Source organism: Ruegeria sp. AH3, assembly GCF_056536265.1.
The window spans coordinates 2,646,252-2,670,170 of record NZ_JBQFJL010000001.1; the positions used below are offsets into that span (position 1 = coordinate 2,646,252).

The window sequence follows — 23,919 nt, forward strand, 5'->3', positions numbered from 1 at the left end:
CCTCAGGGCTTTGACCCCCAACAATGCCGTGTTGCTCCAATGGGATCAGCGCAGGATAGGAACCTCTGACGATTCTGCGCACATGGCGCGCGGACGTGGGCCTCCGGTTGCCCAATCCAACAGTTCTACCGTATGCACCACGGGCGTCTTGGCGCCAGAACCGATCTGCATCATGCAGCCGATATTCCCTGCCGCGATCACATCCGGTTTCTTTGCCTCAAGCGTGCGCACTTTGCGCTGCTTCAGCTTGGCTGAAATCTCGGGCTGCATCAGGTTATACGTCCCGGCACTGCCACAACACAGATGGCTGTCAACAGGCTCTAACACGGTAAATCCGGCCCGCTTTAACAGATCTTTCGGATGCGATTTGATCTGCTGGCCATGTTGGAGCGAGCATGCCGCGTGATAAGCAACAACCAAATCCTGACCCATCATTTCCGGCAGATCGAGTTGCACAAGCAGCTCGCTGATATCCATGGCAATCTCTGAGACTCGCGCGGCATCCTGCGCCAACGGATCGTTGCGGAACATATGACCATAGTCTTTCACCGTCGTACCACAACCGGATGTGTTTATGACGATGGCGTCCAGCGCATCCGTATCCATCTCACGCATCCAGGCACGAATATTGGCCGCGGCGGCACGGTGACTTTCGGCAGTCTTTCCCATGTGATGGGTCAGCGCGCCGCAGCAACCTGCTCCTTCGGCCACGACCACCTCACACCCCAAACGCATCAACAGGCGGATCGTGGCGTCATTGATGTCGGTATTGAGTGCCTTCTGTGCGCAGCCCGTCATCAATGCAACCCGCTTTATCGGCGTGCCTTTGGGTGTGAAACTCTGCGGATCGTCATTGCGGCTGACTGGGGGAATATGTTTCGGCGCCATGTCGAGCATCGCCCGCAATCTGGCATCAGGCATCAGGAACCTGAACGGCCTGCCCAGCTTAGCCCCGATCAGCGCCCAGCGAAATCGCATCGGATAGGGCAATATCCGCGACAGAATCCAGCGCAGCATACGATCTGTCAGAGGTCGCTTGTAATTTGCCTCGATATATTCCCGTGCGTGATCAACCAGATGCATATAGTGCACGCCCGAAGGACAGGTCGTCATGCACGCCAGGCATGAGAGGCACCGGTCAATATGTTTGACCGTTTTCTCATCCGGAACACGCTCATTCTCCAGCATGTCCTTGATCAGATAGATACGGCCGCGCGGGCTGTCCAACTCATCGCCCAGTACCTGATAGGTGGGGCAAGTCGCTGTGCAAAACCCGCAATGCACACAGCTCCGCAGAATCTCGTTCGAGCGCTGGATCGCCGGGTCCTGCAGTTGCTTTTCACTAAAGGTCGTCTGCATCGCCTACCCCATTAGCCCCGGATTGAAGATACCGCGTGGGTCAAATTTAGCCTGAATTCCTCGCGTTAGAGCCGAAATAGCCGCATCCTCTGGTTGAAATCTCCCAAGTTTTGCGAAGGTCTCATGATCCGCACGCACCAGAGTCGCATGGCCAGCAAATGCACCCAACCGGGTTCTGAGATTCGTTCCAGCCGGGACGCATACCCAGATTAACCCGCCGCCCCAGTCAAGCAGCAACTGGTCGGCCTTGGCGCGAGCGACGATCTCTGATGCATCGCCGGGTTTGACAGACAAACGCCAGACGTCCCCTTGCTTGCCCTTAAACGCATGAACATCGCGAATGGCCGTCCAGATCGACGCAGGGTCAACCTCTTCTGACACAGAACCTAACTGCCCTAACACCGATGTCAGTCTATCAACCCGATACGCAACTGAATCTGCAAAACCTTCGATCCTAACAAAGGCTTTTTGTGCACCTGGATCATACGCCGCGCCGGTGACCTCAAACGGAGATTTCAACGCCGCCGACAGCGCTTGCACCGCCGTTTCGACATTTGGTACCGCAATCGTTAAGGTCGCGACCTGTTCCGGTTTGGGTAACACTTTCAGCGAGACTTCTGTCAACACACCCAAAGTGCCCCATGACCCGCCCATCAGCTTGACCAGATCATAGCCAGTGACGTTTTTCATTACCCGGCCACCATTCTTAACCACTTGGCCAAGACCATCGACGTAACGCACGCCCAACAGAAAATCCCGACAAGCCCCCGCCTGAATGCGCCGAGGGCCCGATATATTAGCCGCGACAACCCCACCAATGGTCGGTGTGCCTTCGATCCCCAGCAACCCGCGATGATCCATCGGCTCAAAAGCCAGTTGCTGCCCTTCCGCATCCAGCGTCGCTTCAATCTCAGCCAATGGCGTCCCCGCCTGTACCACAAGGGTCAACGCTCCGGGCTCATAAAGTGCAATACCTCTCAACCCTGCTGTGCTCAGCACAGGTTCCGCCCCGGTCACCCCGCGCGTTCCGCCACCGGCAATCCGCACGGGACCATTCAGCCCCGCCACCATCTCGGCCAGTTCCGCTTCTGTCTCTGGTCCCATATCACTTCTTCTGTTCAAAAATAATCAGTAGCCTTGCACCACGTAAGGCACAGATCTGGCCCGCTATTCTGCTGCCATCCGACGCCCCTCAGACGCGTCCAGAGGGAACACCTTTGCCGGGTTCAACAACCACGCTGGATCGAACACATCCTTGACCGCCATCTGCGCCTCAAGATCAGCGGATGCGTATTGATGATGCATCAGATCGCGCTTTTCGATCCCCACGCCATGCTCGCCGGTCAGGCAGCCGCCCTCATCAACGCAGAGCTTTAGGATCTCGGCCCCGAAAGCCTCGCATTTCTCAAGATCGCCAGGCTTGTTGGCATCAAACAGGATCAGAGGGTGCATATTCCCATCCCCCGCATGAAAGACATTGCCGACGGGCAGGCCGTATTCGACGCTCAACTCGCCGATCCGGCGCAACACGGCAGGCAGTGCAGAAACAGGTATTGTTCCATCAAGGCACATATAATCGTTCATCTGCCCCATCGCCCCAAAGGCCGATTTTCGACCCAGCCAGATCTTGGCGCTTTCCTCCGCCGACTGACTCTCACGCAATTCGACCGGGTTGTGCCGTTTGGCGATCTCAACAATCTTCGACAATTGATAGTCGATCTCGGCCTCCGAGCCCTCAACCTCGACAATCAACAACGCTTCGCAATCGGGATATCCAGCCTTGGCGAAATTCTCACAGGCCTGAATACACAAACGGTCCATGAACTCGATCGCGACTGGTAGGATGCCCGATTTGATAATGTCAGAGACACATTGGCCAGCGATCTCGTTGTCATCAAACCCCATCAACACAGGCCGGGCGCCCTCTGGCTTGCGCAGAATGCGCAACGTGGCCTCAGTCACCACGCCCAGCTGCCCTTCGGAGCCGCAGATAACGCCCAGCAAGTCCAGCCCACCCGCGTCCAGATACGCGCCTCCGATCTCGACCACGGTGCCGTCCATCATCACCATGGTCACGCCCATCAGGTTATTCGTGGTCACGCCGTATTTCAGACAATGCGCGCCACCTGAGTTCATCGCGATATTGCCTGCAATCGCGCAGGCCAATTGGGATGACGGATCGGGCGCGTAAAAGAAATCTTCTTCCTCGACCGCGCCGGTGACGCTCAGATTGGTGCGGCCCGACTGAACTCTGATGAAACGGTTGTCATAGTCGACCTCCAGCACATCATTCATCCGCGCCACACCCAGAATGACGCAATCCGCTGTGGGCAAAGCACCTCCGGCCAGCGAGGTGCCCGACCCGCGCGGCACCACCGGCACGCCCTCGTCGTGGCAAATGCGCAGAATATCTGAAACCTCCTGCGTGTTCGACGGCAGAACGGCCAGCATCGGTGGGCATCGGTAAGCGGTCAGCGCATCGCATTCATAAGCACGGGTCTCAGCAGGGTCGTGAATGATCGCGTCTTCAGGCAGAACCTGCGACAATCGCGCGACGACCTGGGATTTGCGGCTGAGGACCGCGGGGCTTGGCGTGGGCATTTCCATGGCTGACCTCCATTTGGTAAAATAATATTACCAATTTATCCGTCTGGCAAGTTCGCACCTGCGGTCCTACTGTCGCAGCATGACCTGGATTGATCGTGCCGCTCTGTTTTCGTCGTTGGACTACATCGCCATCACACTGCTGCTTGGTGCTTGGCTGGGCATCGGCTGGCGCATCGAAAACCCCTCGCCCAAAAAACAATCCGTGGCAATGATGATGGACGACTTTCGTCGCGGTTGGATGCGGGAAATGGTCACCCGGCAACCTCGCATGTTCGACGCACAGGTCGTGGCAGCGATGCGGCAGGGCAGTACGTTTTTTGCATCGACCACGATGATCGCGATTGGTGGCGGCTTGGCGCTGCTGGGAAATACCGAGCGTCTGGCCGGTGTCGCCAATGATTTGGCTATTGGCAGCGCGCCAGCCGTTGTGTGGGAGATCAAGATACTGATCGTGATCCTTTTTCTCGCCAACGCCTTCCTGAAATATGTCTGGGCCCATCGCCTATTCGGCTACTGCGCGATTCTGATGGCCGCGGTGCCCAACGAGCCCGAAGACCCCGCCGCTTATCCACGCGCAGCGCAAGCAGCCGAGATTTGCGTCACCGCTGCCCGCAGCTTTAACCGTGCTTTGCGGGCGACTTATTTTGCACTGGCGTCATTGGCTTGGATCCTCGGCCCCGTGGCCCTGATGGTCGGCGCGGTAATCACCTTTGGCGTGCTCTATCGGCGGGAGTTTGCATCGCAATCCCGTTCCATCCTGATGAAACAGACGGCTAACACAAAGACGTGATCCCATTTGCGGCACCGAAACCGTACATTCACACCATGCGATATGTGATTCTTGCGACCCTTCTGGCCAGCCCCGCCTTTGCCGATGATCCCGTGATTGAAAACGTCACCGCCAAGCAAAGCGGCGATACGTGGCGATTCGACGTAACCGTCTCGCATCCTGAAACCGGCTGGGATGATTATGCCGACGGTTGGCGCGTGCTGGATATGGACGGGACAGAGCTTGGGATGCGCGTACTGCATCACCCGCATGAGAACGAACAGCCCTTTACCCGGTCATTGAGTGGCATCGCTATCCCGGTCGGTACTGCTCAGGTACAAGTTCAGGCCCGCACCAATGTGGATGGTTGGGCAAAAGATACCTTTGTGGTTCCCCTTAACTAAAACACGCCCAGCGTCAGACCCGCGCCCAGCGCCGCGCCGATTTCGCGGCATTGCTCCAGTTGATCCTGTGGAATGGTCTTTTCGGCCAGAATGGCCTCAGACGTTTGCGCGTGGGTGCAGAGGATCAGCGGTGGCTGCACCTCTTTCAGCCGCCAGCCGGTGGCAATACGGGCGATCTGGCGGGCGGCGTTTTCCCCGTCGGACCCGGCGCAGATCATCTGGGCATAGGGGCGGCCTTCGATCTTGCCCAGCACAGGATAGTAGCTACGGTCGAAGAACTCTTTCATGAGGCCCGAAATCGCCGCCAGATTCTCGGGTGCGCAAAAGATGTAACCATCAGCGGCCAGCAGGTCGTTGGGCCCGGCTTGATCGGCGAATTTCAGCACGACCTCCGCCTCGTCCCGTGCCGCTTCGGCTGCGGCTTCGGCCATTTGCCGGGCACCGCCGGTGCGCGAATGGTAAACGATCAGAAGCTGCGCCATGTCAGACCCGGTGATAGGGACCGCCCGACAAGATGGTTGCGGCCCGATAGAGTTGCTCGGCCAGCATCACACGGACCAGCATATGAGGCCAGACCATCGATCCGAATGAGATGGAAAAATCTGCTTCAGCCCGCAGGTTAGGATCTATTCCGTCCGCTCCACCGATGATCAGCGCCAGATCCTGCCGCCCGGCATCGCGCCAGCCGCCCAGCTTCTGCGCAAAATCCGGCGACGACATCACCCGCCCGCGTTCGTCCAGCGTGCAGATCACAGCGCCTTTGGGCAGCGCCTTGCGCAGCAGGGCAGCCTCGGCCCCCATGCCCGCGTTTTTCTTGTCTTCAACCTCGATCACCCGTGCGGGACCAAGGCCCAGCGCACGGCCGGTCCGGTCAAAACGGGTCAGGTAGTCGTCAAGCAGGGATTTCTCCGGTCCGGCGCGCAATCGCCCAACCGCAACTATGCTGATACGCATATCTCTCTCGCCTCCGGCCCTTCAATACAGGCCGGGATGGCGCCTCAGTTCGCCGAGGCGCTGCCGCCCTGAGGCAGCCACATCTTTTCCAGCTGATAGAATTCACGCACTTCGGGGCGGAAGATATGGACGATCACGTCGCCCGTATCGATCAACACCCAGTCGCCGGCATCCTTGCCTTCGACCTTCGAGGTGAAACCGAACTCCTGCTTGATACGATCCATCAGCTTTTCCGCCATGGCCGAAACCTGACGGGTCGACCGACCCGAGGCAATCACCATGTGATCCGCAACAGAAGACTTACCTTGCAGGTTGATCTGCACGACGTCTTCGGCCTTGTCATCGGAAAGTGAGGAAAGGATACGTTCAAGCAGCTTATCGCTGATTGACTGAGAGCGGGCCATCATGCTGGCCCCATCTTCGGCGGGCAAACCCGCCTGTGTATGTAGAGACAGGACATAGTCCTCCTTTGCAACGCGCCGCCAAATCCCCGGCGCTGGGGTACTAATAAGGTAACAAGGGGATTGCAACATTTCAATAAACGCGCTGTTTCAGTCCGTGACATCCGCTCACTCTTTGGCGAGCTGTTGCGCCTCGGCGTCGTCGGACAGCAGGCGCACTTCGCGCTGCGGGAAAGGCAGCGAGATCTCTTCGGCCTGAAATGCGTCCCACAGCGCAAGATAGACATTGCCCCGGATATTGGTCAGCCCCTTGGTCGGATCGCTGATCCAGAACCGCAGCACATAGTCCACGCTGCTGTCGCCAAAACCGGTGATGTGGCAGACAGGCTCATGTGACCCACCGCTCAGTACCCGACCGACGGTTTTCACGGCCCGGATCGCCGTGGCACGCACCTTGTGCGGGTCATCGCCATAGCTGGTGCCAAACTCAAGATCCAGCCGAACGAACTTGTCGGAATGCGACCAGTTCACAACCTGATTGGTGATCAGGTCTTCATTCGGGATCAGGTACTCCCGTCCGTCCCGCGTCACCACCGAAACATAACGTGCGCCAAGCGCGTTGATCCAACCAAACGTGTCGCCGAGCGAGATCACGTCACCGGGTTTGATCGACCGGTCCATCAGGATGATGATGCCCGAAATCAGGTTCGAGACCACCTTTTGCAATCCGAAACCGATCCCCACACCGATTGCGCCAGATAACAGAGCTATCCCCGTCAGATCGAAGCCCAACGTGCGGATCGCCGCCATGAAAACCGCGCCATACAGCAGCACCTGAATGCCCTTGGCCAGCAGGACCTGCATCGACGGCGTGATGTCATCGTTGCTCTTAAGGCCACGCTCCGCTGCCCGAGTTCCGAGCCGAGCAAGCGTCAACAGCACGCCGATCAGCAGAACCGCTTTGATGATCCCCAAAGCCGAGATGTGCAGATCACCGATAGACAGCGCCACGCCGTCGAGAAACCCTGCGACGTCATCCGTCAGGTTCAGCGCAATCAGCGTTGCATAGACCCACATGGACCACTTGAATATCTGCCGCAACGTCCGATTGCGCACCAGCCGCGAGACCAGCGCAATCGCAAGCCAAGCTGCAGCCAGTGTCGCAAAAACGCCAATGATATAGCTGCGCGAGGGCCATGTTGCCTGCTGCATGATCCAATACAGGCCCCACGAGAGCACCACGAAATAGACCAGAGTAAGACGGCGCATCAGCTGGATCAAAATACGCAAACGCCATTTCGGCCAACCCGTGCGGGCACGGGCCCAAGTCTCCCATCGGGTCTGGGTCAACAGCTTCAGCAGAAACGCCAGCCCCCAGAGGAACAGGATGATAACCAGTTGGTATTGCCGCCAGCCCGGCGTTACGATCAGCTCGATCAGGTTTTCCAACTGTTCTGAAAAGGCCGCCGTCATGTTGGCATAAAGCTCGGACAGCGTTTCCGGTAGCAAATCCTTATTCATGTCCCCAGCTTGGACAGCGTTGATGCGCGATGCAAGCCCACAGCCGGATTGAACCTTGATTGACGACAAACCCCGTTATATCTGGTGCGCATGAGACTCAATGTGGCCCAAGAACAGAATCTGGAAGACCGCGCGCGCCTGCGTGAACGGTTCTTTGGGGCTGCCCGCACGGTCTTGGCCTGCCTATCGGCGGCCTGAGCCAACTCGCCAGCTATTTCTCATTACATACGGGAGAGGACCGATGTCCCCCAAAACACTCTATGACAAGATCTGGGATGCCCATGTCGCGCATGAAGCCGATGATGGCACCTGCCTGCTTTATATCGATCGCCACTTGGTGCACGAAGTCACTAGTCCGCAGGCCTTTGAAGGTCTGCGCATGGCCGGTCGACCAGTACGCGCACCAGAGAAAACCATCGCTGTGCCGGATCACAACGTCCCAACCACGCCGGATCGGGTGAACGGGATCGAAAACCCCGAATCGCGTATTCAAGTCGAAGCTTTGGATAAGAACGCCAAGGATTTCGGCATCCACTATTATCCAGTGAATGATATTCGTCAGGGTATCGTACACATCGTCGGCCCCGAGCAAGGCTGGACCCTGCCCGGCATGACCGTTGTCTGTGGCGACAGCCACACCGCCACTCACGGTGCATTCGGCGCGCTGGCGCATGGTATCGGCACGTCCGAGGTTGAACACGTACTGGCCACGCAGACCCTGATCCAAAAGAAATCCAAGAACATGAAGGTCGAGATCACCGGCAAACTGCAGCCGGGCGTGACCGCCAAGGACATCACTCTGGCCGTGATCGGGGAAACCGGCACCGCGGGCGGTACCGGCTATGTCATCGAATATAGCGGCGAAGCGATCCGCGATCTATCGATGGAAGGCCGCATGACCGTCTGCAATATGGCCATCGAAGGTGGCGCACGCGCGGGTCTTATTGCACCAGACGAGACCACGTTCGAATATGTCAAAGGTCGCCCTCATGCCCCGAAAGGTGCCCAGTGGGAAGCCGCGATGGACTGGTGGAAAACCCTCTATACCGACGAAGGTGCGCATTTTGACAAGGTCATCACCCTGCGCGGCGAAGACATTGCTCCGGTCGTCACATGGGGCACCAGCCCCGAGGATGTACTGCCGATCACCGCATCCGTACCGCACCCCGAAGATTTCGAAGGCGGTAAAGTCGACGCGGCCCGCCGTTCGATCGAGTACATGGGTCTGGAAGCCGGTCAGAAGCTGAGCGATGTCGAAATCGATACCGTTTTCATCGGCTCATGCACCAACGGCCGCATCGAGGACCTGCGCGCCGCGGCTGAGATCCTGAAAGGTAAGAAGATCAAGGACGGGATGCGCGCCATGGTCGTGCCCGGTTCGGGTCTGGTGCGTGCTCAGGCCGAAGAAGAAGGTCTGGCGGACATCTTCAAAGAGGCCGGATTCGAATGGCGTCTGGCCGGATGCTCGATGTGTCTGGCGATGAACCCCGACCAGCTGCAACCGGGCGAGCGCTGCGCTGCGACTTCGAACCGCAACTTCGAAGGTCGTCAGGGTCGAGGTGGACGTACCCATCTGCTGAGCCCGGCAATGGCTGCCGCAGCGGCAATCACAGGACGGCTGACAGACGTCCGCGAACTGATGTAAGGTGCCCTCATATCTAGATATTTGAGGGATTGAAGACATGAGTGACTGGATCAAATGGCTTTTGCTTGGACTGCTGTCCATCGCGTTTGGCGTCTTTGTGCTGGGCGCACCGGTGGTGGCATCCGTGGCTGTAACGGTCGTAACCGGTGTGCTGCTGCTGATTGCAGGCGCATTGCAGCTGGTCGGCGGCTTCACCGTTGAAGGCGCTGGCAACAAGATCCTGTCGCTCATCATGGGTGCGGTCATGCTGTTTCTGGGCTGGTCCTTCCTGGATCACCCGCTGCAGGGCACGCTGACGCTGGCGACCGTGATGCTGATCCTGTTCATGGCAGGTGGCATCGCGCGGGTCATCCTGTCGTTCCAGATGAAGGGAACGCAGTTTTTCTGGCCCACGCTGATCTCGGGCATCTTGTCGATCGTTCTGGCCGGTATCATCTGGTCTTATGCGGCGGCGGAACCCGCGGCCCTGCTGAGCTTGCTGGGTATCCTGCTGGGCATCGAGATGCTGTTCAACGGGTTTGGATTGGTCTTCATGGCGTTCTTCGTCAAGAACGCACCCAAGGACGAAACAACAAAAGCCAAAGAGGCTTAAACGCAGGATACAGGGCGCGGCCCTCTCCTGCAGGAGTGTAGAGATGGAAAAGTTCGAAAAAGTCCACGGGGTGGCCGCCCCAATGCCACTGATCAACATCGACACCGATATGATCATCCCCAAAGTGCATCTGAAAACCATCAAGCGGTCCGGTCTGGGCGTCGTTCTGTTTGACGAGATGCGCTATCACGATGACGGGCAGGAGAATGAAGAGTTCGTTCTGAACAAACCCGCCTATCGACAGACCGAGATTCTGGTTGCTGGCGACAATTTCGGCTGCGGCTCATCGCGCGAACATGCGCCTTGGGCGATCAAGGATTTCGGCATCAAGGTCGTGATCTCGACCAGCTTCGCCGACATCTTTTTTAACAACTGCTTCAAGAACGGCATCCTGCCGATCGTGGTCGAAGAAGAGCACCACGCGATTCTGATGGACGACGCACACAAAGGCGAAAACGCCCGCATGACTGTGCATCTGGAAAATCAGAAGATCACCACATCGGATGGTGTTGAAATTGAATTCGACATCGACCCGCACCGCAAACACTGCCTGCTGAACGGTCTGGATGACATTGGTCTGACCATGGAAAAAGACCATCACATCGACAAATTCGAGGATCACGCAAGCCAGTCCCGCCCTTGGGTATGATTCTGGGGACGAATCTGTTGATACTCAACCTTACGGGGTCGCAAGCGCGGCCCCGTTCGCATTCTTGGGGCTAAAAGTCCGCAAACCACTACATCTAGGTATCATATTGAGATACACGTCGAATTTGCGTCGAAAATGATGCAATCCCGCACCAGTTGCGCCATCATTTTGCCCGAAAGTGCGTGTTTTCTGCACTCCGGCTTGAGCGAAATACCGCTTATCGTCAATCTTGGCGATACTGAGGTAACCGTCACTAAACGAACGGTCCGCACAAGTTGGAAGTGAAGTCGACATAGAATCGGCCACTCCGGTTTGGAAAAAAGGGTTCGGATTTTGATTGCACGCACAACAGGAGCGGCGATACGTGGAATATTGGTGGCGCTTATGGTGCTCACTCCCGCGTTGTACCTGCCAGCTTCGACGTCTAATGGGACAGAGATCGTTGTTTTTCTCGCCATCCTGGCGTTCCTGTTGACGTTCTCCGAATATAACTCCGCCTTTCCCAGCTTTATCGAATTTCGTGATGCCGCACCGGTGAACCGTCTGCGTTTTGTCGGGCTTGTATCGATGGTCATCTTCCTGACGATGATCTGCAAAAACGTTTATGCGCCGACGCATATGACCAGCCTGTTCTATGCGACCGGGCTGGCGGTTTCGAATGTGGCAGATTTCCCTTATTCGCCCGTGCGTCTGGTTGTACTGATGCTGCCTGACAACGCCAGCCAACCTTTGATTGAACTGGTACGCATCTCAGCAAGCATCGCTTATGTCGCCGCGTTGGCCACGATTGGTAGCTTTGCCTACGCGGTCAAGCTGCGGGGCTGGCCCATGGGCAACGGAGCCTTCAATGTCTGGACCAATCTGCCCTTGTTCGACCCTACTAAGGGTGGTGATGTGGTGACCCGGCTGCAACGGGATGGCCGTTTGAACATCGCCATCGGGGTGCTGCTGCCATTCCTGATTCCAGCCGTGGTGAAACTGATGGCTGCCTTTGCGGCTCCAATTGCCCTCAGTAATCCTCAAACCCTGATCTGGACATTGTGCGCCTGGGCTTTCCTGCCTGCCAGCATGATCATGCGGGGTATGGCGACCTTGCGCATCGCGGGACTGATTGTCGAAAAACGCCGCGCCTACTCAACCTCCGAGGCCACTCAGATCGCATGATCCGAGCCCTTATTGTACTGCTGCTGCCCCTTTCGGCGCAGGCAGACATATTGCGAGTCGCCACTTATAACACCGAACTCAGCCGCGAGGGGCCGGGGCTCTTGCTGCGGGATATCAGACGGGGCGACCCACAAGTGAGTGCGGTGGTCGAAGTGCTGACGGAGACACGTCCCGATATCGTGACACTGCAGGGGATCGATTGGGATCTGGATGGGTTGACCCTGACCGCCCTTCAGACGAAGCTGGACGAAGCGGGTCTGACTTATCCTCACAGCTTTTCGGCACAACCCAATTCAGGGCTCGAAACCCCGATAGATCTGGACGGAGACGGCAAAACCGGCGGGCCGGGCGATGCTCAGGGCTGGGGCCGGTTCACAGGGCAAGGCGGTTTGGCCGTTCTATCACGACATCCCATCGCGGAAGATCAGGTGCAGGTCTACTCCACGATGCTATGGCAGGATCTTCCGGGTGCTACGCTGCCTGTCGCTAGGAATGCTCCATTTCCGTCGCCCCAAGCGCAAGCCATTCAACGGCTTTCTTCAACTGCCCATTGGGTCATTCCGATCGATGCGCCCGGGGGTCGTCTTGAGCTGATGACGTTCCACGCCAGCCCACCGGTGTTTGACGGGCCAGAGGACCGCAACGGTCTGCGAAACAGAGATGAGATAAGGTTCTGGTCAGTGCTCATGGAGAAAGAGATTGGCCCTGCTCCATCAAATCGGTTCGTAATAGCGGGGGATGCAAATCTCGACCCGGATGGCGGTGAAGGTCGCAAGGACGCCATCCGGGACCTGCTTGCCCACCCTTTGCTGCAAGACCCAAAACCCACGAATGCGGAAGGTTCCACCGCGACGGTTCTCTGGAAGGGCGTGGGCGAGATGCGGGTCGATTATGTCCTGCCCTCGGCCGATTGGCAGATACAGGATGCAGGTGCGTATTGGCCACCTCAACCGGATCGTGACAACGCCGAGACTGCCAGCCGTCATCGACTGGTCTGGGTCGATCTGCTCGATCAGTGATCGGTGATGCTAACGCGCTTGGGATACCTCCCATGAAGCGGCGTTCAGCATAAGAGAACAGCAATGCGCGTTATGACCAAAGAGGGGCACCGCCCGATTGTCCGCGCGGTTGTACGGCAAAACCCGGAACTGCAGCTGTCAACGCTGCAGAAAGATCAGTCTGCACAAAATCAGGCAGCAGCGCTTCAAACCGCGCACCATCCAAACGATGCGGCGTGTCCCACAGGTACCGCATTTCAAGCAGATGAGGCGCCATACGCCAGAACGGACGGGCCAATTGCAACGGCCACCAAGCCATCTTCCGCAGTTCAACCTCGCGCTCAATCACCCGCGACAACGCCCGCGCAAGGTCGTTGCCGGATAGCGTATAACCTGCAAACAGAATATCGTTGTATCGTGGCAGGTCGGCGCGCATCTCGGCCAAGCGGACAGCAGCGCGGGTCAGATCAGGCAGATATGCCCAGGCATGCGGGATGTCGGGATTACCGGGATATACGAAGCGACCACGACGCAGATGCTTGATCAGCACCTGATCAAACCAGTTCCCCGATGTAGCGGTATCGATGAAATCTCCGGCCCGCAGCAAAATGGTCTGCACGGATGAATCGCGATAGGAAGCCTCCATCTCAATGCGAATACGACCGAGCGGATTGGTGGCCAAATGTGGCGTCTCAGACGACCAAGGGGCACGAGCGTCTGCGCCAAAGACATAGACATTGCCGGGCAAGATAACGGTGGCCCCGCTGCTTTCAGCAGCCGCGATCACTCTGCGATGCAACGTCGGCACATCACGCGCCCAGTCCGGATAGGGCGGGTTCCACGCATTCACGATGACATCCACATCGCAGGCCGCAGCTTTCAGATCATCCGAGGCACGGTTGAAACGGCGCACGGACCAGCCCGCATGAGAAAACGCTGCAGCTGAGTTGCGGCCAAAACGCCCTGAGGCACCAAGGATTAGCGCTGTTTGTTGCATGTATTCCTCCTGATGCTCTCAATTTACTCATTCGCATGCATTGATGAATTGCCAATAACCGCAGATCATGTATTCGTTTTTGAATGGCAAACCCTCTGCAGCTTTCCGACTGGTCCCTGATCCAGAGCTTTCTGGCCGTGGCTGAAACCGGCTCGCTTTCAGCTGCGGCGCGGCGGTTGGGGCGCAGTCAGCCGACACTGGGGCGACAAGTGCATGCGCTTGAGGAAGAACTGGGCGTGCCCCTGTTCGACCGACATGCGCGCGGCCTGACACTCAGCGAAGTTGGGCAACAGGTGTTGCCGATGGCTCAGCAGATGCACGGCGCGGTTAACGCGCTTGGGCTGACGGCGGCGGGGCAGGCGCAACAGCTTGAGGGTTCGGTCCGGATCACCGCCTCGGTCTTTGTCTCGCACCACCTGCTGCCTCCCATCCTGGCCGCGATCCGCCAGGAGGAGCCGGCCATACAGCTTGATCTGGTCGCCTCGGATGCCAGCGAGAACCTATTGTATCGAGAGGCCGACATCGCCGTGCGCATGTATCGCCCCGAGCAGGTCGACATCGTGGCCAAACATATCGGAGAGCTTCCGCTCTGCTTTTGTGCTGCGCGATCCTATCTGGAACGCGCCGGGCGTCCAACGACCCCCGAGGAATTGATGCAGCATGATCTGGTAGGGTTCGACGCTAATCAGGACATCATCACCGCCATGCGCAACAAAGGCTGGCCTGCCAGCCGTGACAGCTTTGCCACCCGCTGCGACAACCAGACCGCCTATTGGGAGCTGATCCGCGCAGGCTGCGGTGTCGGCTTCAGCCAACTCAGCATCGCACAGGCGGATCCGGCGGTTGAGGTGCTGGATATCGAAGCCGAGATACCCGTTCTGCCGGTCTGGCTGGCCGCCCCGCAAGCCATGCGTCAGACCCCACGCATCCGCAGGGTCTGGAATCTGCTGGCTGAGGGGTTGAAGGCCAGATTGTGATGCCTCCTACAGCGCGCCAGTATAGGTGCCGCGCGCTGGATAGTCATTGGCGAGGGTGAATTTCAACCCTCCGACAATATCCGACATCGGAGGCCGGGCGAATGGCGTCGTCTGCTGCCAGACGTAGTACAGGGTTTGATCCGGTTTGATATAGAAATGCCCCGGCTCAGCAAACAGCGCAGGCTCAGCGCTGCCTTCGCGTGCGACCGAGATATTCAGCCCCCAGGTGTCACGCGCATCGACCATCGACAAACCATACCCCACGCGCAGTTTTGAGACCCCGGCTTTCTCGACCGTTTCAGCCGCGCGTTCGCCTGTATCCGTGGTGATCATGATCACCTCGATACCCAGTTCGGCGAAGTCATCCAGCGCTGCTTCGACCTCGCCCATCTGGCGAATACAGATCGGGCAATGCAGACCGCGATACTGAATCACCAGCGTCCCGTTTTCACCTGTGTCACGCTCAAGATCAAAGGTGCCGTGGCTCACGGTTTCGATTTTCAGCGATGGGGCGGGTTTTCCGGGTGTCAGCATGTCTGTTCCTCGTGTTTTGGCGGGTTCGTCTCATTGACCCGATGCGCCGCAAACGCTAGGGCCTGTGCAACGAAACGCAAGGAGATCCTTCATGTCCAACCCCTCGCTCCTCATCCTGCCCGGAGACGGAATTGGCCCCGAAGTCATGGCCGAAGTGCGCAAAGTCATCGATTGGTTCGGCACCAATCGCGGCCTTCACTTTGACGTGAGCGAGGACCTTGTGGGCGGCGCGGCCTATGACGCGCACGGCAAGCCTTTGTCGGATGAGACCATGGCAAAAGCGCAAGAGGTTGACGCGGTGCTGCTGGGTGCCGTGGGTGGCCCGAAATACGACGACCTGGACTTCTCGGTTAAGCCCGAGCGCGGCCTGCTGCGCCTGCGCAAGGAAATGGATCTATTCTCGAACCTGCGCCCGGCACAGTGTTTTGACGCGCTGGCCGATTTCTCGTCGCTGAAGAAGGACATCGTGGCCGGTCTGGATATCATGATCGTGCGCGAGCTGACCTCGGGTGTGTATTTCGGCGAACCGCGCGGCATTTTTGAGGAAGGCAATGAGCGTGTGGGCATCAACACCCAACGCTACACCGAATCCGAAATCGAACGCGCCGCGCGCTCGGCCTTTGAACTGGCAATGCGTCGGAACAAAAAGCTGTGCTCGATGGAAAAGGCCAACGTCATGGAATCGGGCATCCTGTGGCGCGAAGTCGTGAACCGCGTGGCCGAGGAATATCCCGAAGTCGAAGTGACCCACATGTACGCGGATAACGGTGCCATGCAATTGGTGCGGGCACCGAAGCAATTCGATGTCATCGTCACCGACAACCTGTTTGGCGATCTGCTGTCCGACTGCGCCGCGATGCTGACCGGCTCACTGGGTATGCTGCCATCTGCATCGCTCGGTGCTCCGATGGCGAATGGTCGCCCCAAGGCGATGTACGAGCCGGTCCACGGTTCAGCGCCGGATATCGCGGGTGAAGGCAAAGCCAACCCGATCGCCTGTATCCTGAGCTTTGCCATGGCGCTGCGCTACAGCTTTGACCAGGGTGCCGAGGCGGATCGTCTGGAAGCCGCCATCGAGAAGGTTCTGGCCGATGGTGTCCGCACTGCGGATCTGCTGGCCGAGGAAGGCGTTCAGCCAGTTTCGACCTCGGAAATGGGCGACGCGATTGTCGCTGCGCTGGACGCGAGCGCCTGAAACGTCAAAGGCGGTGTCATATGCACCGCCTTTTTTCTTTGCTTCGTCAGTTTCCGAAAATGTTATTCAGCAGGTTGTTGATCGCATTTTCAAAACCATTGTTCTTGCGGCGCTGCTGTCTGGGTTGTGCCGTACGCACGGGCGGATCAGGCGCCAGCATCGGCAATGGTGTGGGCGTCATCCCTTCGGTGACGCGGGCCATGGTCTCTTTCCAGATCTCTGCAGGTAACCCACCGCCTGTGACACCCGCCAAGGGCGTGTTGTCATCATATCCCATCCAAACACCCGCCACATAGTCGGCAGTGAAGCCGATAAACCACGCATCCCTGGCGGCCTGCGTTGTGCCGGTCTTGCCCGCCACCTGCCAGCCGGGCAGTTTCGCACGCCCTCCAGTGCCTTCCGAAACGACGCGCTCCATCATCCAGGTCAGTTGTTTCGCAGCCTTGTCATTGATCACGCGCTCACCGATCCCGGTGGTCGTCACCATCACCGGTTCGGTTTCGCCTAACAACTTCAGCTCGGTCAGGCCATACGGCTCGACCGACGAACCGCCATTCAGGATACCCGCATAAGCGCCCGTCATCTCGATCAACGTGCTTTCTGATGCGCCCAGCGCCAGCGCCGGACCCTGCGCCAGATCGCTCGTGATGCCAAAACCGCTGGCCACGGTTCGGACATTTTCCAGCCCCGATATCTCAGCCACTTTAACGGCGGGGATGTTCAGCGAGTTTTTCAGGGCATCCGCCAGCGTCACCCGGCCATAGAACTTGTTGGTGTAGTTCTTGGGGCACCACTGACCCGACCCGGGGATGTCGACGCAATAGGGCTCGTCCATCACCGTATCCAGAGGCGAATAGCCCAGTTCCAGCGCGGTGGCGTAAACGAAGGGCTTAAACGACGACCCGGTCTGTCGCAGCGCTTGTGTGGCCCGGTTGAACGCCCCTGATACTCGGGTCTTGCGCCCGCCCACCATGGCGCGGACCGCGCCATCCGCCGACATCACAACAATGGCGGCCTGTGCCTTTGACCCTTCGCGCACCTTTTCCTGAAAGATGAATTGCAACGCCTCTTCCGCCGATTGCTGAATGCGTTGATCCAGCGTGGTACGGATCACAACATCCTCGGTGGTGTTGCGGGTAAAGAATTCTGGTCCGCTCGCCATGACCCAATCCGCAAAATATCCACCGGCACGCGCTGCCGCCGCCTCGGACAGCTCTGCCGGACGGCTGCGGGCCTCGCTGGCCTGCGCCTGGCTCAGATAGCCCTGATCTTCCATCAGACCGACCACCAACCGCGCCCGATCCTGTGAACGCTGCAGGTTATTCGTTGGCGCATAGCGCGTGGGTGCCACCAACAGACCGGCCAGCATGGCAGCCTCTGCCGGGCTGACCTCGGCTGCGGAGATACCGAAATAGCGCTGACTGGCCGCTTCGAACCCGCGTGCGCCCGCCCCAAGGAATGCGCGATTCAGATAGATGGTCAGGATTTCGTCTTTGGAGTATTTCACCTCCATCGCGATGGCATAAACAGCCTCTTTCGCCTTGCGCCACAGCGACCCCTGCCGACAATCCGACTCATAGGCCGCCTCGGACTCCCAATCAGCTGGGTTGTATGGAACACCCAGACACAGCAACTTCGCCGTTTGCTGCGTGATGGTCGAGCCGCCATGGCCCGACAACGGCCCGCGCCCTTCGCTGAGGTTGATCCGCACCGCACTGGCGACACCACGCGGACTGACGCCGAAATGACGGTAGAACCGCTTGTCTTCGGTCGCGATCACCGCGTTCTTGAGATGAGGCGAGACCGTATCCGCCGTGATTACTCCGCCGAACTGATCCCCGCGCCAGGCAAATACCTTGCCATCGCGGTCCAGCAACGTCACCGAACCCTTTGCGCGCCCGTCCAGCAGGGCATCGACCTCGGGCAAAGAAGAGTAGACGACGCCGACCGCCAACGCCAGTAGCAGGCCCGCGACGGCACCCACCCGCCATGTGATTCCCCAGAAAAGACGCCAAATCCAACGGAACAGACGGCGGAAGATACCGCCACCCTTGCCGCCCGAACTGCGGCGCGATTTCCGGCGCGCCGTCTTGCGTGTGGCGGTTTTGCGCGCAGCCGCTTTCTTGCCCGCCGGTTTGGCAGACCGCTTGGTTGCCGCAGGCTTGCGACCCTTCGAGGGGTATCTTTTGTCCGCGACCAATGTAGGCTTGCGGCGCTTGGACTCAGTCATGCTCAAACTCTGCCCGTTTATGCTTTTGCGTCACCATACCTTGGCAAAGCAGCCATGTAGAGGTGTGAATTTCCGGTATTTCCCCTCGTAAAACTGCCTATTTTTTCATCCTGCCTCTCTGTTTGTGCAAAAATTGTGCAACTTTTCATTCTTTTTCCCCGCGTCACCCCTCCGGAATCGTTTCCTAACGCGCGATGTCACGCTCTTTTTCTGCAGGTGCAAAATACCGGTCTGTCCGGGACGATAGAGGGGAAAGACGTGAAACTGATCATTGCGACAATCAAGCCGTTCAAGCTCGAGGAGGTGCGCGAGGCACTGACCAACGCGGGCGTGCGCGGCATGATGGTGACCGAGATCAAGGGCTTCGGCTCGCAATCTGGCCACACGGAAATTTATCGGGGCGCGGAATATGCTGTGAACTTCGTGCCCAAAATCAAACTCGAGATCGTGGTGCCCGCCACCATGGCCGACCAGATCGTCGAGACCATCACCACAACAGCCAAAACCGGCAAGATCGGTGACGGCAAGATATTCGTCCTCGATGTCGAGCAGGCCATGCGCGTGCGGACCGGGGAAACCAACGAGGACGCGCTTTAAGCGCCCCGCTTCCAAAACATTCGAGGACTGACAATGAACCTGATGAAATTCATCATTCCTGCCGCCGCACTTGTTGTGCTGCCGCAGATGGGGCTGGCGCAAGAGGCTGCCGAAGGCGAGGCTGCGCTGCATACCCAATATATCTTCACCACACTGCTGTTCCTGATGGCGGGCTTTCTGGTCTTCTTCATGGCCGCTGGCTTTGCCATGCTGGAAGGCGGTCTGGTGCGGTCGAAAAACGTCGCAATGCAGATGATCAAGAACGTTGCGCTGTTTTCCTTTGCCGCGATCATGTACTGGCTGATCGGCTTTAACCTGATGTATCCTGGCGACGGCTGGACCATCGCTGGCTGGCTGGGGCCGTTCTTCTCGACCACACAACTCGATGCCGTTGGCGTTGCGCCCGCTGACGCAGCGCTCGACTACGCATCGATTGGCTCGGATTTCTTCTTCCAGCTGGTGTTTGTGGCTGCAACCGCCTCGATCGTCTCAGGTGCTGTGGCAGAGCGGATCAAGCTGTGGCCCTTCCTGATCTTCGTCATCGTTCTGACTGGTGTTCTGTACCCGATCTCGGGGTCCTGGCAGTGGGGTGGCGGCTGGCTGTCCGAAGCCGGTTTCTCGGACTTTGCCGGCTCGACCGTTGTACACTCGGTTGGTGGCTGGGCCGCTCTGGCAGGTGCCATCATCCTTGGCCCGCGTATCGGCAAGTATAAAGATGGCAAGGTACATCCGATGCCCGGTTCAAACCTGGCGCTGGCCACTTTGGGTACATTCATCCTGTGGCTGGGCTGGTTCGGCTTCAACGGAGGCTCACAGCTGGCAATGGGTACTGTTGGGGACGTGTCCGACGTGTCGCGCATCTTTGCCAACACCAACATGGCCGCGGCCTCTGGCGCCGTCGCCGCTTTGATCATGACACAGGTCATGTACAAAAAGCCCGACCTCACCATGGTTCTGAACGGCGCGCTGGCCGGTCTGGTCTCGATCACGGCGGAGCCGCTGGCCCCGACCCTGTTCGGTTCGCTCTGGATTGGTGCCGTCGGCGGTATCATCGTGGTCTTCGCGGTTCCGATGCTGGACAAGTTCAAGATCGACGACGTCGTGGGTGCCATCCCGGTTCACCTGTTCGCAGGCATCTGGGGCACCATCGCCGTGATCTTCTACGGTGAGGCGAGCCTGATCACTCAGCTGATCGGCATTGTCGCCTACGGTGTGTTCACCTTTGTCGGCGCGCTGATCCTGTGGGTGATCCTGAAATCCACTCTTGGTATCCGCGTCAGCGAAGAGGACGAGATCAACGGCCTCGACATGGCGGAACTGGGCATGGAAGCCTATCCGGAGTTTTCGAAGGGCTAAACCTCCCCATCAAAGCACAATCAAAACCGGGCGTCCGCGCCCGGTTTTTTTATTTATCCCCGAGAATTGTATTTCGTCGAAGTGCCGCTTTTCAAAATGGTGCCCCTATGAAACCGTCTGGGGGAACAATTGAATGACGACAGCAATGCACTCTTCTCGTAATCCTCGAATTAATTTACCCCGGCTACGCGACATAGGATGGTCACTTTGGGATCCTATTGGGTTACTAGCCCCCGGAGATTGCTGGCGAGATGAGCAATCCGAACCCTTCGCGGATGAGTACGATACGTATCTTATGTCAGCAGCTGGCCAACTGCGCAACGGTAGCACCCAAACTGATGTTGCCAACTATTTGATATACATTGAGGTTGAGCATATGGGCCTTTCCTATATGCCCGGAGTTGAGCAACGTGCAAAGGCAGTTGTCTCTGCCATCGCTGGTGACAAAGAAATATGGTCATAGCCGAGCGGGCAAGATGACTTTGAGAAAACCCAATACAAATCTCACTGAACGCTGCGCTCGTTTGCGCAGCGCTCAGCAAACCATTTTCGTTGGAATCAGACCCCGACGTCTACAATCGCCTGCGCCAGAATTGGCACGGTGGTCGCGTTCAGACCGGCGATGTTCAGGCGGCTGTCGCCGACCATGTAGATCCCGTGATCGTTGCGCAGTTGCTCGACCAGTTCAGGTGCCGCACCAAGGCGCGAGAACATGCCGCGGTGCTGTGCGACAAACCCGAAACGATCCGACCCGCTAAGGCGTTGCAATTCGTCAGCCAGTTGCTGACGCAGGCCCAGCATGGACAGACGAATCTCTTCCAGCTCAGCGGCCCAGTCGGCGCGCAGCGCGTCATCATTCAGGATCGTCGTTACCACCCGCGCACCATGATCTGGCGGAAACGAGTAGTTCTGACGGTTCAGGAAAGCCAGTGTCGATTGGTTCAGAGCCGTTTGCGCCGCATCGTCGCTGATCGCCATCAGCAGACCAGTCCGTTCGCGGTAGACGCCGAAGTTCTTCGAGCAGGACACCGCGATCAGGCAGCGCTTGACCGATGAGGCAACCAGACGGGTCGCCTGCGCATCCTCTTCAAGGCCGTCGCCGAAGCCCTGATAGGCGATATCGATCATCGCTACGAGGCCTCGCTCGTTGATCAGGTTCACGACCTCCTGCCACTGCACCATGTTCAGGTTGGCTCCGGTCGGGTTGTGACAGCAGCCGTGCAGCAGAACCACATCGCCCGCATTGGCGGTTTTCAGGTCCTCGATCATGCCGTCGAAATCGACGCCGCGGGTTTCACCGTCGAAATAACGATACTGGACCGTCTCGATTCCTAGATAGTTCAGGATCGACAGATGGTTCGGCCAAGTCGGGTTCGACACAAAAACACGGGCCGACGGATTGGCCATGCGGATCATCTCAAACGCCTGACGGCAGGCACCGGTGCCGCCCGGCGTCGCCACGGCGGCGATGTTGGCGCGCGGGACCGATGTACCCAAAATCAGACCGATCATGGCATCGGCATAGGCTGGATCACCGGCCAAACCGGTATAGGCCTTAGTCTCCTGCTCTTCCAGAATGCGTTTTTCAGCCGCTTTCACGGCGCGCATGACCGGGGTGATGCCCTCAGCGTTTTTATAAACGCCAACCCCCAGGTCAATTTTCTGATCGCGCGGGTCATCGCGATACATCTGCATCAGCGCCAGAATCTTGTCGGCTGGCTGTGGCTTGAGGTTCTCGAACATCAGTTCTCTCCGGTTGCGACGGGCAGGGTTGGGAAGGCACCCCATTCAGCCCAGGAGCCGTCATAAAGCGAATGATCTTTTTTACCCATGCGCTCAAGCGCAAGGCTGAGGATCGCAGCCGTGACGCCCGAGCCGCAGGATGTGATTGCGGGTTTCGACAGATCTACGCCTGCGGCCTCAAATATGGCGTGGCACTCTTCCGGCGACTTCATGGTGCCATTTGCTTTCAACAGCGTGCCAAAGGGCACATTGCGAGAGCCCGGAATATGACCCGAGCGTAAACCTTCGCGTGGTTCTGGCGCTGTTCCGGCAAAGCGGTCGGTCGAGCGCGCATCGATGATCTCATGATCGTTCAGCTTGGCCGCAGCTGAAACCTGCGTCACGTCACGCACCAGATGGTTTTGTACGCGAACGGTCATATGGCGATCGCGAACGACGGGCGGCAGGTCCTCAATCTCGCGACCTTCGGCCTGCCATTTCGGCAGCCCCCCATCCAGAACGGCAATATTGTCCTGACCCATCAAACGGAACAGCCACCAGACGCGTGCGGCAGACATCAGCCCGGCCCCGTCATAGACAACGACCTGATGGCCGTCGCCCACCCCCATCGCCCGCAGGCGGGACATGAATTTCTCAACCGGGGGTGCCATATGCGGCAGGTCCGAACGGTGATCAGCAATGTCATCAATGTCAAAGAACCGTGCACCGGGGATATGGCCTACATCATACTCGGCCTTCGCATCGCGGTTCTGCGCGGGCAGATACCAGGACCCGTCCAAAATCCGCAGATCCGGGTCCTTGAGATGCGCGGCCAGCCAGTCTGTGGATACGAGAGTTTTCGGATCGTCCTGCATCAAAGCCTCCCCTGAGCGAGCTTGGATTTTCCCTATATGGGCACGGCCAAACGTTCAAGTCACGCCGCAGTTCAGAACCCGCGCGGGGAACGTTTTTTTCCAACCACATGCTTGGCGTGCTTGACAGACAGCATTCTGTGGCAGAAATCTGTGCGACATGGTTCCCAAAGGGGTTTCCCCAGAGGGATGAAAAGGGAATCCGGTGCGACAAATCCTGTCAATTCCGGAACTGCCCCCGCAACTGTAAGCGGAGTATCGCCCCATCAGGGCCACTGACCGAAATGATCGGTTGGGAAGGCCGGGATCGATCCCAATCCGCGAGTCAGGAGACCTGCCATGCACAAACCGGGCATCCGCCCAATTTCAACACGTT

Annotated in this window: 24 protein-coding genes and 1 riboswitch; of the genes, 12 read left to right on the forward strand and 12 right to left on the reverse strand. The window is 58.2% G+C overall.

Translation table 11 applies throughout. From position 1 onward, the window contains the following. Window positions 1-45 precede the first annotated feature (45 nt). From glcF to ACR3EM_RS13380, 3 genes are all read right to left on the reverse strand, one after another. Complete coding sequence (gene glcF / locus ACR3EM_RS13370; protein WP_480471149.1) at window positions 46-1,359, reverse strand: glycolate oxidase subunit GlcF; 1,314 nt, start codon at window positions 1,357-1,359, stop codon at window positions 46-48. A 3-nt stretch (window positions 1,360-1,362) separates the two neighbouring features. Further along, on the reverse strand, window positions 1,363-2,463 hold the full coding sequence (locus tag ACR3EM_RS13375) for an FAD-binding protein (RefSeq protein WP_480471150.1): 1,101 nt from the start codon (window positions 2,461-2,463) through the stop codon (window positions 1,363-1,365). Window positions 2,464-2,526: 63 nt separating this feature from the next. Next, a complete protein-coding gene (locus ACR3EM_RS13380) occupies window positions 2,527-3,966 on the reverse strand; it encodes an FAD-linked oxidase C-terminal domain-containing protein (protein WP_480471151.1) in 1,440 nt (479 codons plus the stop codon). Window positions 3,967-4,045: 79 nt separating this feature from the next. Here ACR3EM_RS13380 and ACR3EM_RS13385 point away from each other — a divergent pair, with 79 nt between their 5' ends. Beyond that, entirely contained in the window at window positions 4,046-4,756 is a 711-nt protein-coding gene (locus ACR3EM_RS13385) for a DUF599 domain-containing protein (protein ID WP_480471152.1), read from the forward strand. 35 nt (window positions 4,757-4,791) lie between these two features. Then, window positions 4,792-5,139: a hypothetical protein gene (locus ACR3EM_RS13390; RefSeq protein ID WP_480471153.1), complete on the forward strand. Its 348-nt coding sequence runs from the start codon at window positions 4,792-4,794 to the stop codon at window positions 5,137-5,139. Here the strand turns inward: ACR3EM_RS13390 and ACR3EM_RS13395 are convergent. From ACR3EM_RS13395 to ACR3EM_RS13410, 4 genes are all read right to left on the reverse strand, one after another. Beyond that, window positions 5,136-5,621 carry a flavodoxin family protein gene (locus ACR3EM_RS13395; protein ID WP_480471154.1) on the reverse strand — a complete coding sequence of 162 codons (486 nt, stop codon included), beginning with the start codon at window positions 5,619-5,621 and terminating at the stop codon, window positions 5,136-5,138. The genes ACR3EM_RS13390 and ACR3EM_RS13395 overlap by 4 nt on opposite strands. Before the next feature lies 1 nt (window position 5,622). After that, a complete protein-coding gene (gene rlmH / locus ACR3EM_RS13400; RefSeq protein ID WP_480471155.1) occupies window positions 5,623-6,093 on the reverse strand; it encodes a 23S rRNA (pseudouridine(1915)-N(3))-methyltransferase RlmH in 471 nt (156 codons plus the stop codon). Window positions 6,094-6,137: 44 nt separating this feature from the next. Further along, window positions 6,138-6,500, reverse strand: a complete 363-nt coding sequence (gene rsfS, locus ACR3EM_RS13405; RefSeq protein ID WP_480471156.1) for a ribosome silencing factor — start codon at window positions 6,498-6,500, stop codon at window positions 6,138-6,140. A gap of 162 nt (window positions 6,501-6,662) precedes the next feature. Then, window positions 6,663-8,015 (reverse strand): mechanosensitive ion channel family protein, encoded by a 1,353-nt coding sequence (locus ACR3EM_RS13410; RefSeq protein WP_480471157.1) that lies wholly within the window; start codon window positions 8,013-8,015, stop codon window positions 6,663-6,665. A gap of 102 nt (window positions 8,016-8,117) precedes the next feature. Between ACR3EM_RS13410 and ACR3EM_RS13415 the strand changes: the two genes are divergently transcribed. The 6 genes from ACR3EM_RS13415 to ACR3EM_RS13440 all read left to right on the forward strand — a co-directional run bounded on the left by ACR3EM_RS13415 (window position 8,118) and on the right by ACR3EM_RS13440 (window position 13,084). Beyond that, window positions 8,118-8,213, forward strand: coding sequence for an isopropylmalate isomerase (locus ACR3EM_RS13415; protein WP_480471158.1), 96 nt, complete (start codon window positions 8,118-8,120; stop codon window positions 8,211-8,213). Window positions 8,214-8,256: 43 nt separating this feature from the next. Continuing rightward, window positions 8,257-9,660: a 3-isopropylmalate dehydratase large subunit gene (gene leuC, locus ACR3EM_RS13420; protein ID WP_480471159.1), complete on the forward strand. Its 1,404-nt coding sequence runs from the start codon at window positions 8,257-8,259 to the stop codon at window positions 9,658-9,660. A gap of 37 nt (window positions 9,661-9,697) precedes the next feature. Then, complete coding sequence (locus tag ACR3EM_RS13425; RefSeq protein WP_480471160.1) at window positions 9,698-10,252, forward strand: HdeD family acid-resistance protein; 555 nt, start codon at window positions 9,698-9,700, stop codon at window positions 10,250-10,252. Between the two features lie 43 nt (window positions 10,253-10,295). After that, a complete protein-coding gene (gene leuD / locus ACR3EM_RS13430; RefSeq protein WP_480471161.1) occupies window positions 10,296-10,901 on the forward strand; it encodes a 3-isopropylmalate dehydratase small subunit in 606 nt (201 codons plus the stop codon). 333 nt (window positions 10,902-11,234) lie between these two features. Next, the gene (locus tag ACR3EM_RS13435; protein ID WP_480471162.1) at window positions 11,235-12,065 is read left to right on the forward strand and encodes a hypothetical protein; all 831 of its coding nucleotides are present in this window, start codon (window positions 11,235-11,237) and stop codon (window positions 12,063-12,065) included. Then, entirely contained in the window at window positions 12,062-13,084 is a 1,023-nt protein-coding gene (locus ACR3EM_RS13440; protein WP_480471163.1) for an endonuclease/exonuclease/phosphatase family protein, read from the forward strand. Before ACR3EM_RS13435 ends, ACR3EM_RS13440 begins: the two co-directional genes overlap by 4 nt. Window positions 13,085-13,154: 70 nt before the next feature. Here the strand turns inward: ACR3EM_RS13440 and ACR3EM_RS13445 are convergent, their stop codons facing one another. Further along, window positions 13,155-14,060, reverse strand: coding sequence for a Rossmann-fold NAD(P)-binding domain-containing protein (locus ACR3EM_RS13445; RefSeq protein ID WP_480471164.1), 906 nt, complete (start codon window positions 14,058-14,060; stop codon window positions 13,155-13,157). An 83-nt stretch (window positions 14,061-14,143) separates the two neighbouring features. On the opposite strand from ACR3EM_RS13445, the gene ACR3EM_RS13450 reads away from it, so the two are divergent. Beyond that, window positions 14,144-15,037, forward strand: coding sequence for a LysR family transcriptional regulator (locus ACR3EM_RS13450; protein WP_480471165.1), 894 nt, complete (start codon window positions 14,144-14,146; stop codon window positions 15,035-15,037). A 6-nt stretch (window positions 15,038-15,043) separates the two neighbouring features. On the opposite strand, the gene ACR3EM_RS13455 is transcribed toward ACR3EM_RS13450, so the two are convergent. After that, window positions 15,044-15,571, reverse strand: coding sequence for a redoxin domain-containing protein (locus tag ACR3EM_RS13455; RefSeq protein WP_480471166.1), 528 nt, complete (start codon window positions 15,569-15,571; stop codon window positions 15,044-15,046). Window positions 15,572-15,662: 91 nt separating this feature from the next. Between ACR3EM_RS13455 and leuB the strand changes: the two genes are divergently transcribed. Continuing rightward, on the forward strand, window positions 15,663-16,766 hold the full coding sequence (gene leuB / locus ACR3EM_RS13460; RefSeq protein ID WP_480471167.1) for a 3-isopropylmalate dehydrogenase: 1,104 nt from the start codon (window positions 15,663-15,665) through the stop codon (window positions 16,764-16,766). A gap of 46 nt (window positions 16,767-16,812) precedes the next feature. Here leuB and ACR3EM_RS13465 read toward each other — a convergent pair whose 3' ends face one another. Then, a complete protein-coding gene (locus ACR3EM_RS13465) occupies window positions 16,813-18,996 on the reverse strand; it encodes a transglycosylase domain-containing protein (protein ID WP_480471168.1) in 2,184 nt (727 codons plus the stop codon). 258 nt (window positions 18,997-19,254) lie between these two features. Between ACR3EM_RS13465 and ACR3EM_RS13470 the strand changes: the two genes are divergently transcribed. Both ACR3EM_RS13470 and ACR3EM_RS13475 read left to right on the forward strand, forming a co-directional pair. Then, entirely contained in the window at window positions 19,255-19,593 is a 339-nt protein-coding gene (locus tag ACR3EM_RS13470; protein WP_480471169.1) for a P-II family nitrogen regulator, read from the forward strand. Window positions 19,594-19,626: 33 nt separating this feature from the next. Continuing rightward, the gene (locus tag ACR3EM_RS13475; protein ID WP_480471170.1) at window positions 19,627-20,949 is read left to right on the forward strand and encodes an ammonium transporter; all 1,323 of its coding nucleotides are present in this window, start codon (window positions 19,627-19,629) and stop codon (window positions 20,947-20,949) included. Between the two features lie 558 nt (window positions 20,950-21,507). Here the strand turns inward: ACR3EM_RS13475 and ACR3EM_RS13480 are convergent. Continuing rightward, window positions 21,508-22,692, reverse strand: coding sequence for an amino acid aminotransferase (locus ACR3EM_RS13480; protein ID WP_480471171.1), 1,185 nt, complete (start codon window positions 22,690-22,692; stop codon window positions 21,508-21,510). Beyond that, window positions 22,692-23,546, reverse strand: a complete 855-nt coding sequence (sseA, locus tag ACR3EM_RS13485; protein ID WP_480471172.1) for a 3-mercaptopyruvate sulfurtransferase — start codon at window positions 23,544-23,546, stop codon at window positions 22,692-22,694. The genes ACR3EM_RS13480 and sseA overlap by 1 nt, the downstream gene beginning before the upstream one ends. 141 nt (window positions 23,547-23,687) lie before the next feature. Next, window positions 23,688-23,899, forward strand: a riboswitch (cobalamin riboswitch). Window positions 23,900-23,919 lie beyond the last annotated feature (20 nt).

Bases quoted from the DNA above. Each gene is read 5' to 3' on its own strand.
- glcF (WP_480471149.1), bottom strand. From the start codon at position 1,359: ATGCAGACGACCTTTAGTGAAAAGCAACTGCAGGACCCGGCGATCCAG.
- ACR3EM_RS13375 (WP_480471150.1), bottom strand. From the start codon at position 2,463: ATGGGACCAGAGACAGAAGCGGAACTGGCCGAGATGGTGGCGGGGCTG.
- ACR3EM_RS13380 (WP_480471151.1), bottom strand. From the start codon at position 3,966: ATGGAAATGCCCACGCCAAGCCCCGCGGTCCTCAGCCGCAAATCCCAG.
- ACR3EM_RS13385 (WP_480471152.1), top strand. From the start codon at position 4,046: ATGACCTGGATTGATCGTGCCGCTCTGTTTTCGTCGTTGGACTACATC.
- ACR3EM_RS13390 (WP_480471153.1), top strand. From the start codon at position 4,792: ATGCGATATGTGATTCTTGCGACCCTTCTGGCCAGCCCCGCCTTTGCC.
- ACR3EM_RS13395 (WP_480471154.1), bottom strand. From the start codon at position 5,621: ATGGCGCAGCTTCTGATCGTTTACCATTCGCGCACCGGCGGTGCCCGG.
- rlmH (WP_480471155.1), bottom strand. From the start codon at position 6,093: ATGCGTATCAGCATAGTTGCGGTTGGGCGATTGCGCGCCGGACCGGAG.
- rsfS (WP_480471156.1), bottom strand. From the start codon at position 6,500: ATGATGGCCCGCTCTCAGTCAATCAGCGATAAGCTGCTTGAACGTATC.
- ACR3EM_RS13410 (WP_480471157.1), bottom strand. From the start codon at position 8,015: ATGAATAAGGATTTGCTACCGGAAACGCTGTCCGAGCTTTATGCCAAC.
- leuC (WP_480471159.1), top strand. From the start codon at position 8,257: ATGTCCCCCAAAACACTCTATGACAAGATCTGGGATGCCCATGTCGCG.
- ACR3EM_RS13425 (WP_480471160.1), top strand. From the start codon at position 9,698: ATGAGTGACTGGATCAAATGGCTTTTGCTTGGACTGCTGTCCATCGCG.
- leuD (WP_480471161.1), top strand. From the start codon at position 10,296: ATGGAAAAGTTCGAAAAAGTCCACGGGGTGGCCGCCCCAATGCCACTG.
- ACR3EM_RS13440 (WP_480471163.1), top strand. From the start codon at position 12,062: ATGATCCGAGCCCTTATTGTACTGCTGCTGCCCCTTTCGGCGCAGGCA.
- ACR3EM_RS13445 (WP_480471164.1), bottom strand. From the start codon at position 14,060: ATGCAACAAACAGCGCTAATCCTTGGTGCCTCAGGGCGTTTTGGCCGC.
- ACR3EM_RS13450 (WP_480471165.1), top strand. From the start codon at position 14,144: ATGGCAAACCCTCTGCAGCTTTCCGACTGGTCCCTGATCCAGAGCTTT.
- ACR3EM_RS13455 (WP_480471166.1), bottom strand. From the start codon at position 15,571: ATGCTGACACCCGGAAAACCCGCCCCATCGCTGAAAATCGAAACCGTG.
- leuB (WP_480471167.1), top strand. From the start codon at position 15,663: ATGTCCAACCCCTCGCTCCTCATCCTGCCCGGAGACGGAATTGGCCCC.
- ACR3EM_RS13465 (WP_480471168.1), bottom strand. From the start codon at position 18,996: ATGACTGAGTCCAAGCGCCGCAAGCCTACATTGGTCGCGGACAAAAGA.
- ACR3EM_RS13475 (WP_480471170.1), top strand. From the start codon at position 19,627: ATGAACCTGATGAAATTCATCATTCCTGCCGCCGCACTTGTTGTGCTG.
- ACR3EM_RS13480 (WP_480471171.1), bottom strand. From the start codon at position 22,692: ATGTTCGAGAACCTCAAGCCACAGCCAGCCGACAAGATTCTGGCGCTG.
- sseA (WP_480471172.1), bottom strand. From the start codon at position 23,546: ATGCAGGACGATCCGAAAACTCTCGTATCCACAGACTGGCTGGCCGCG.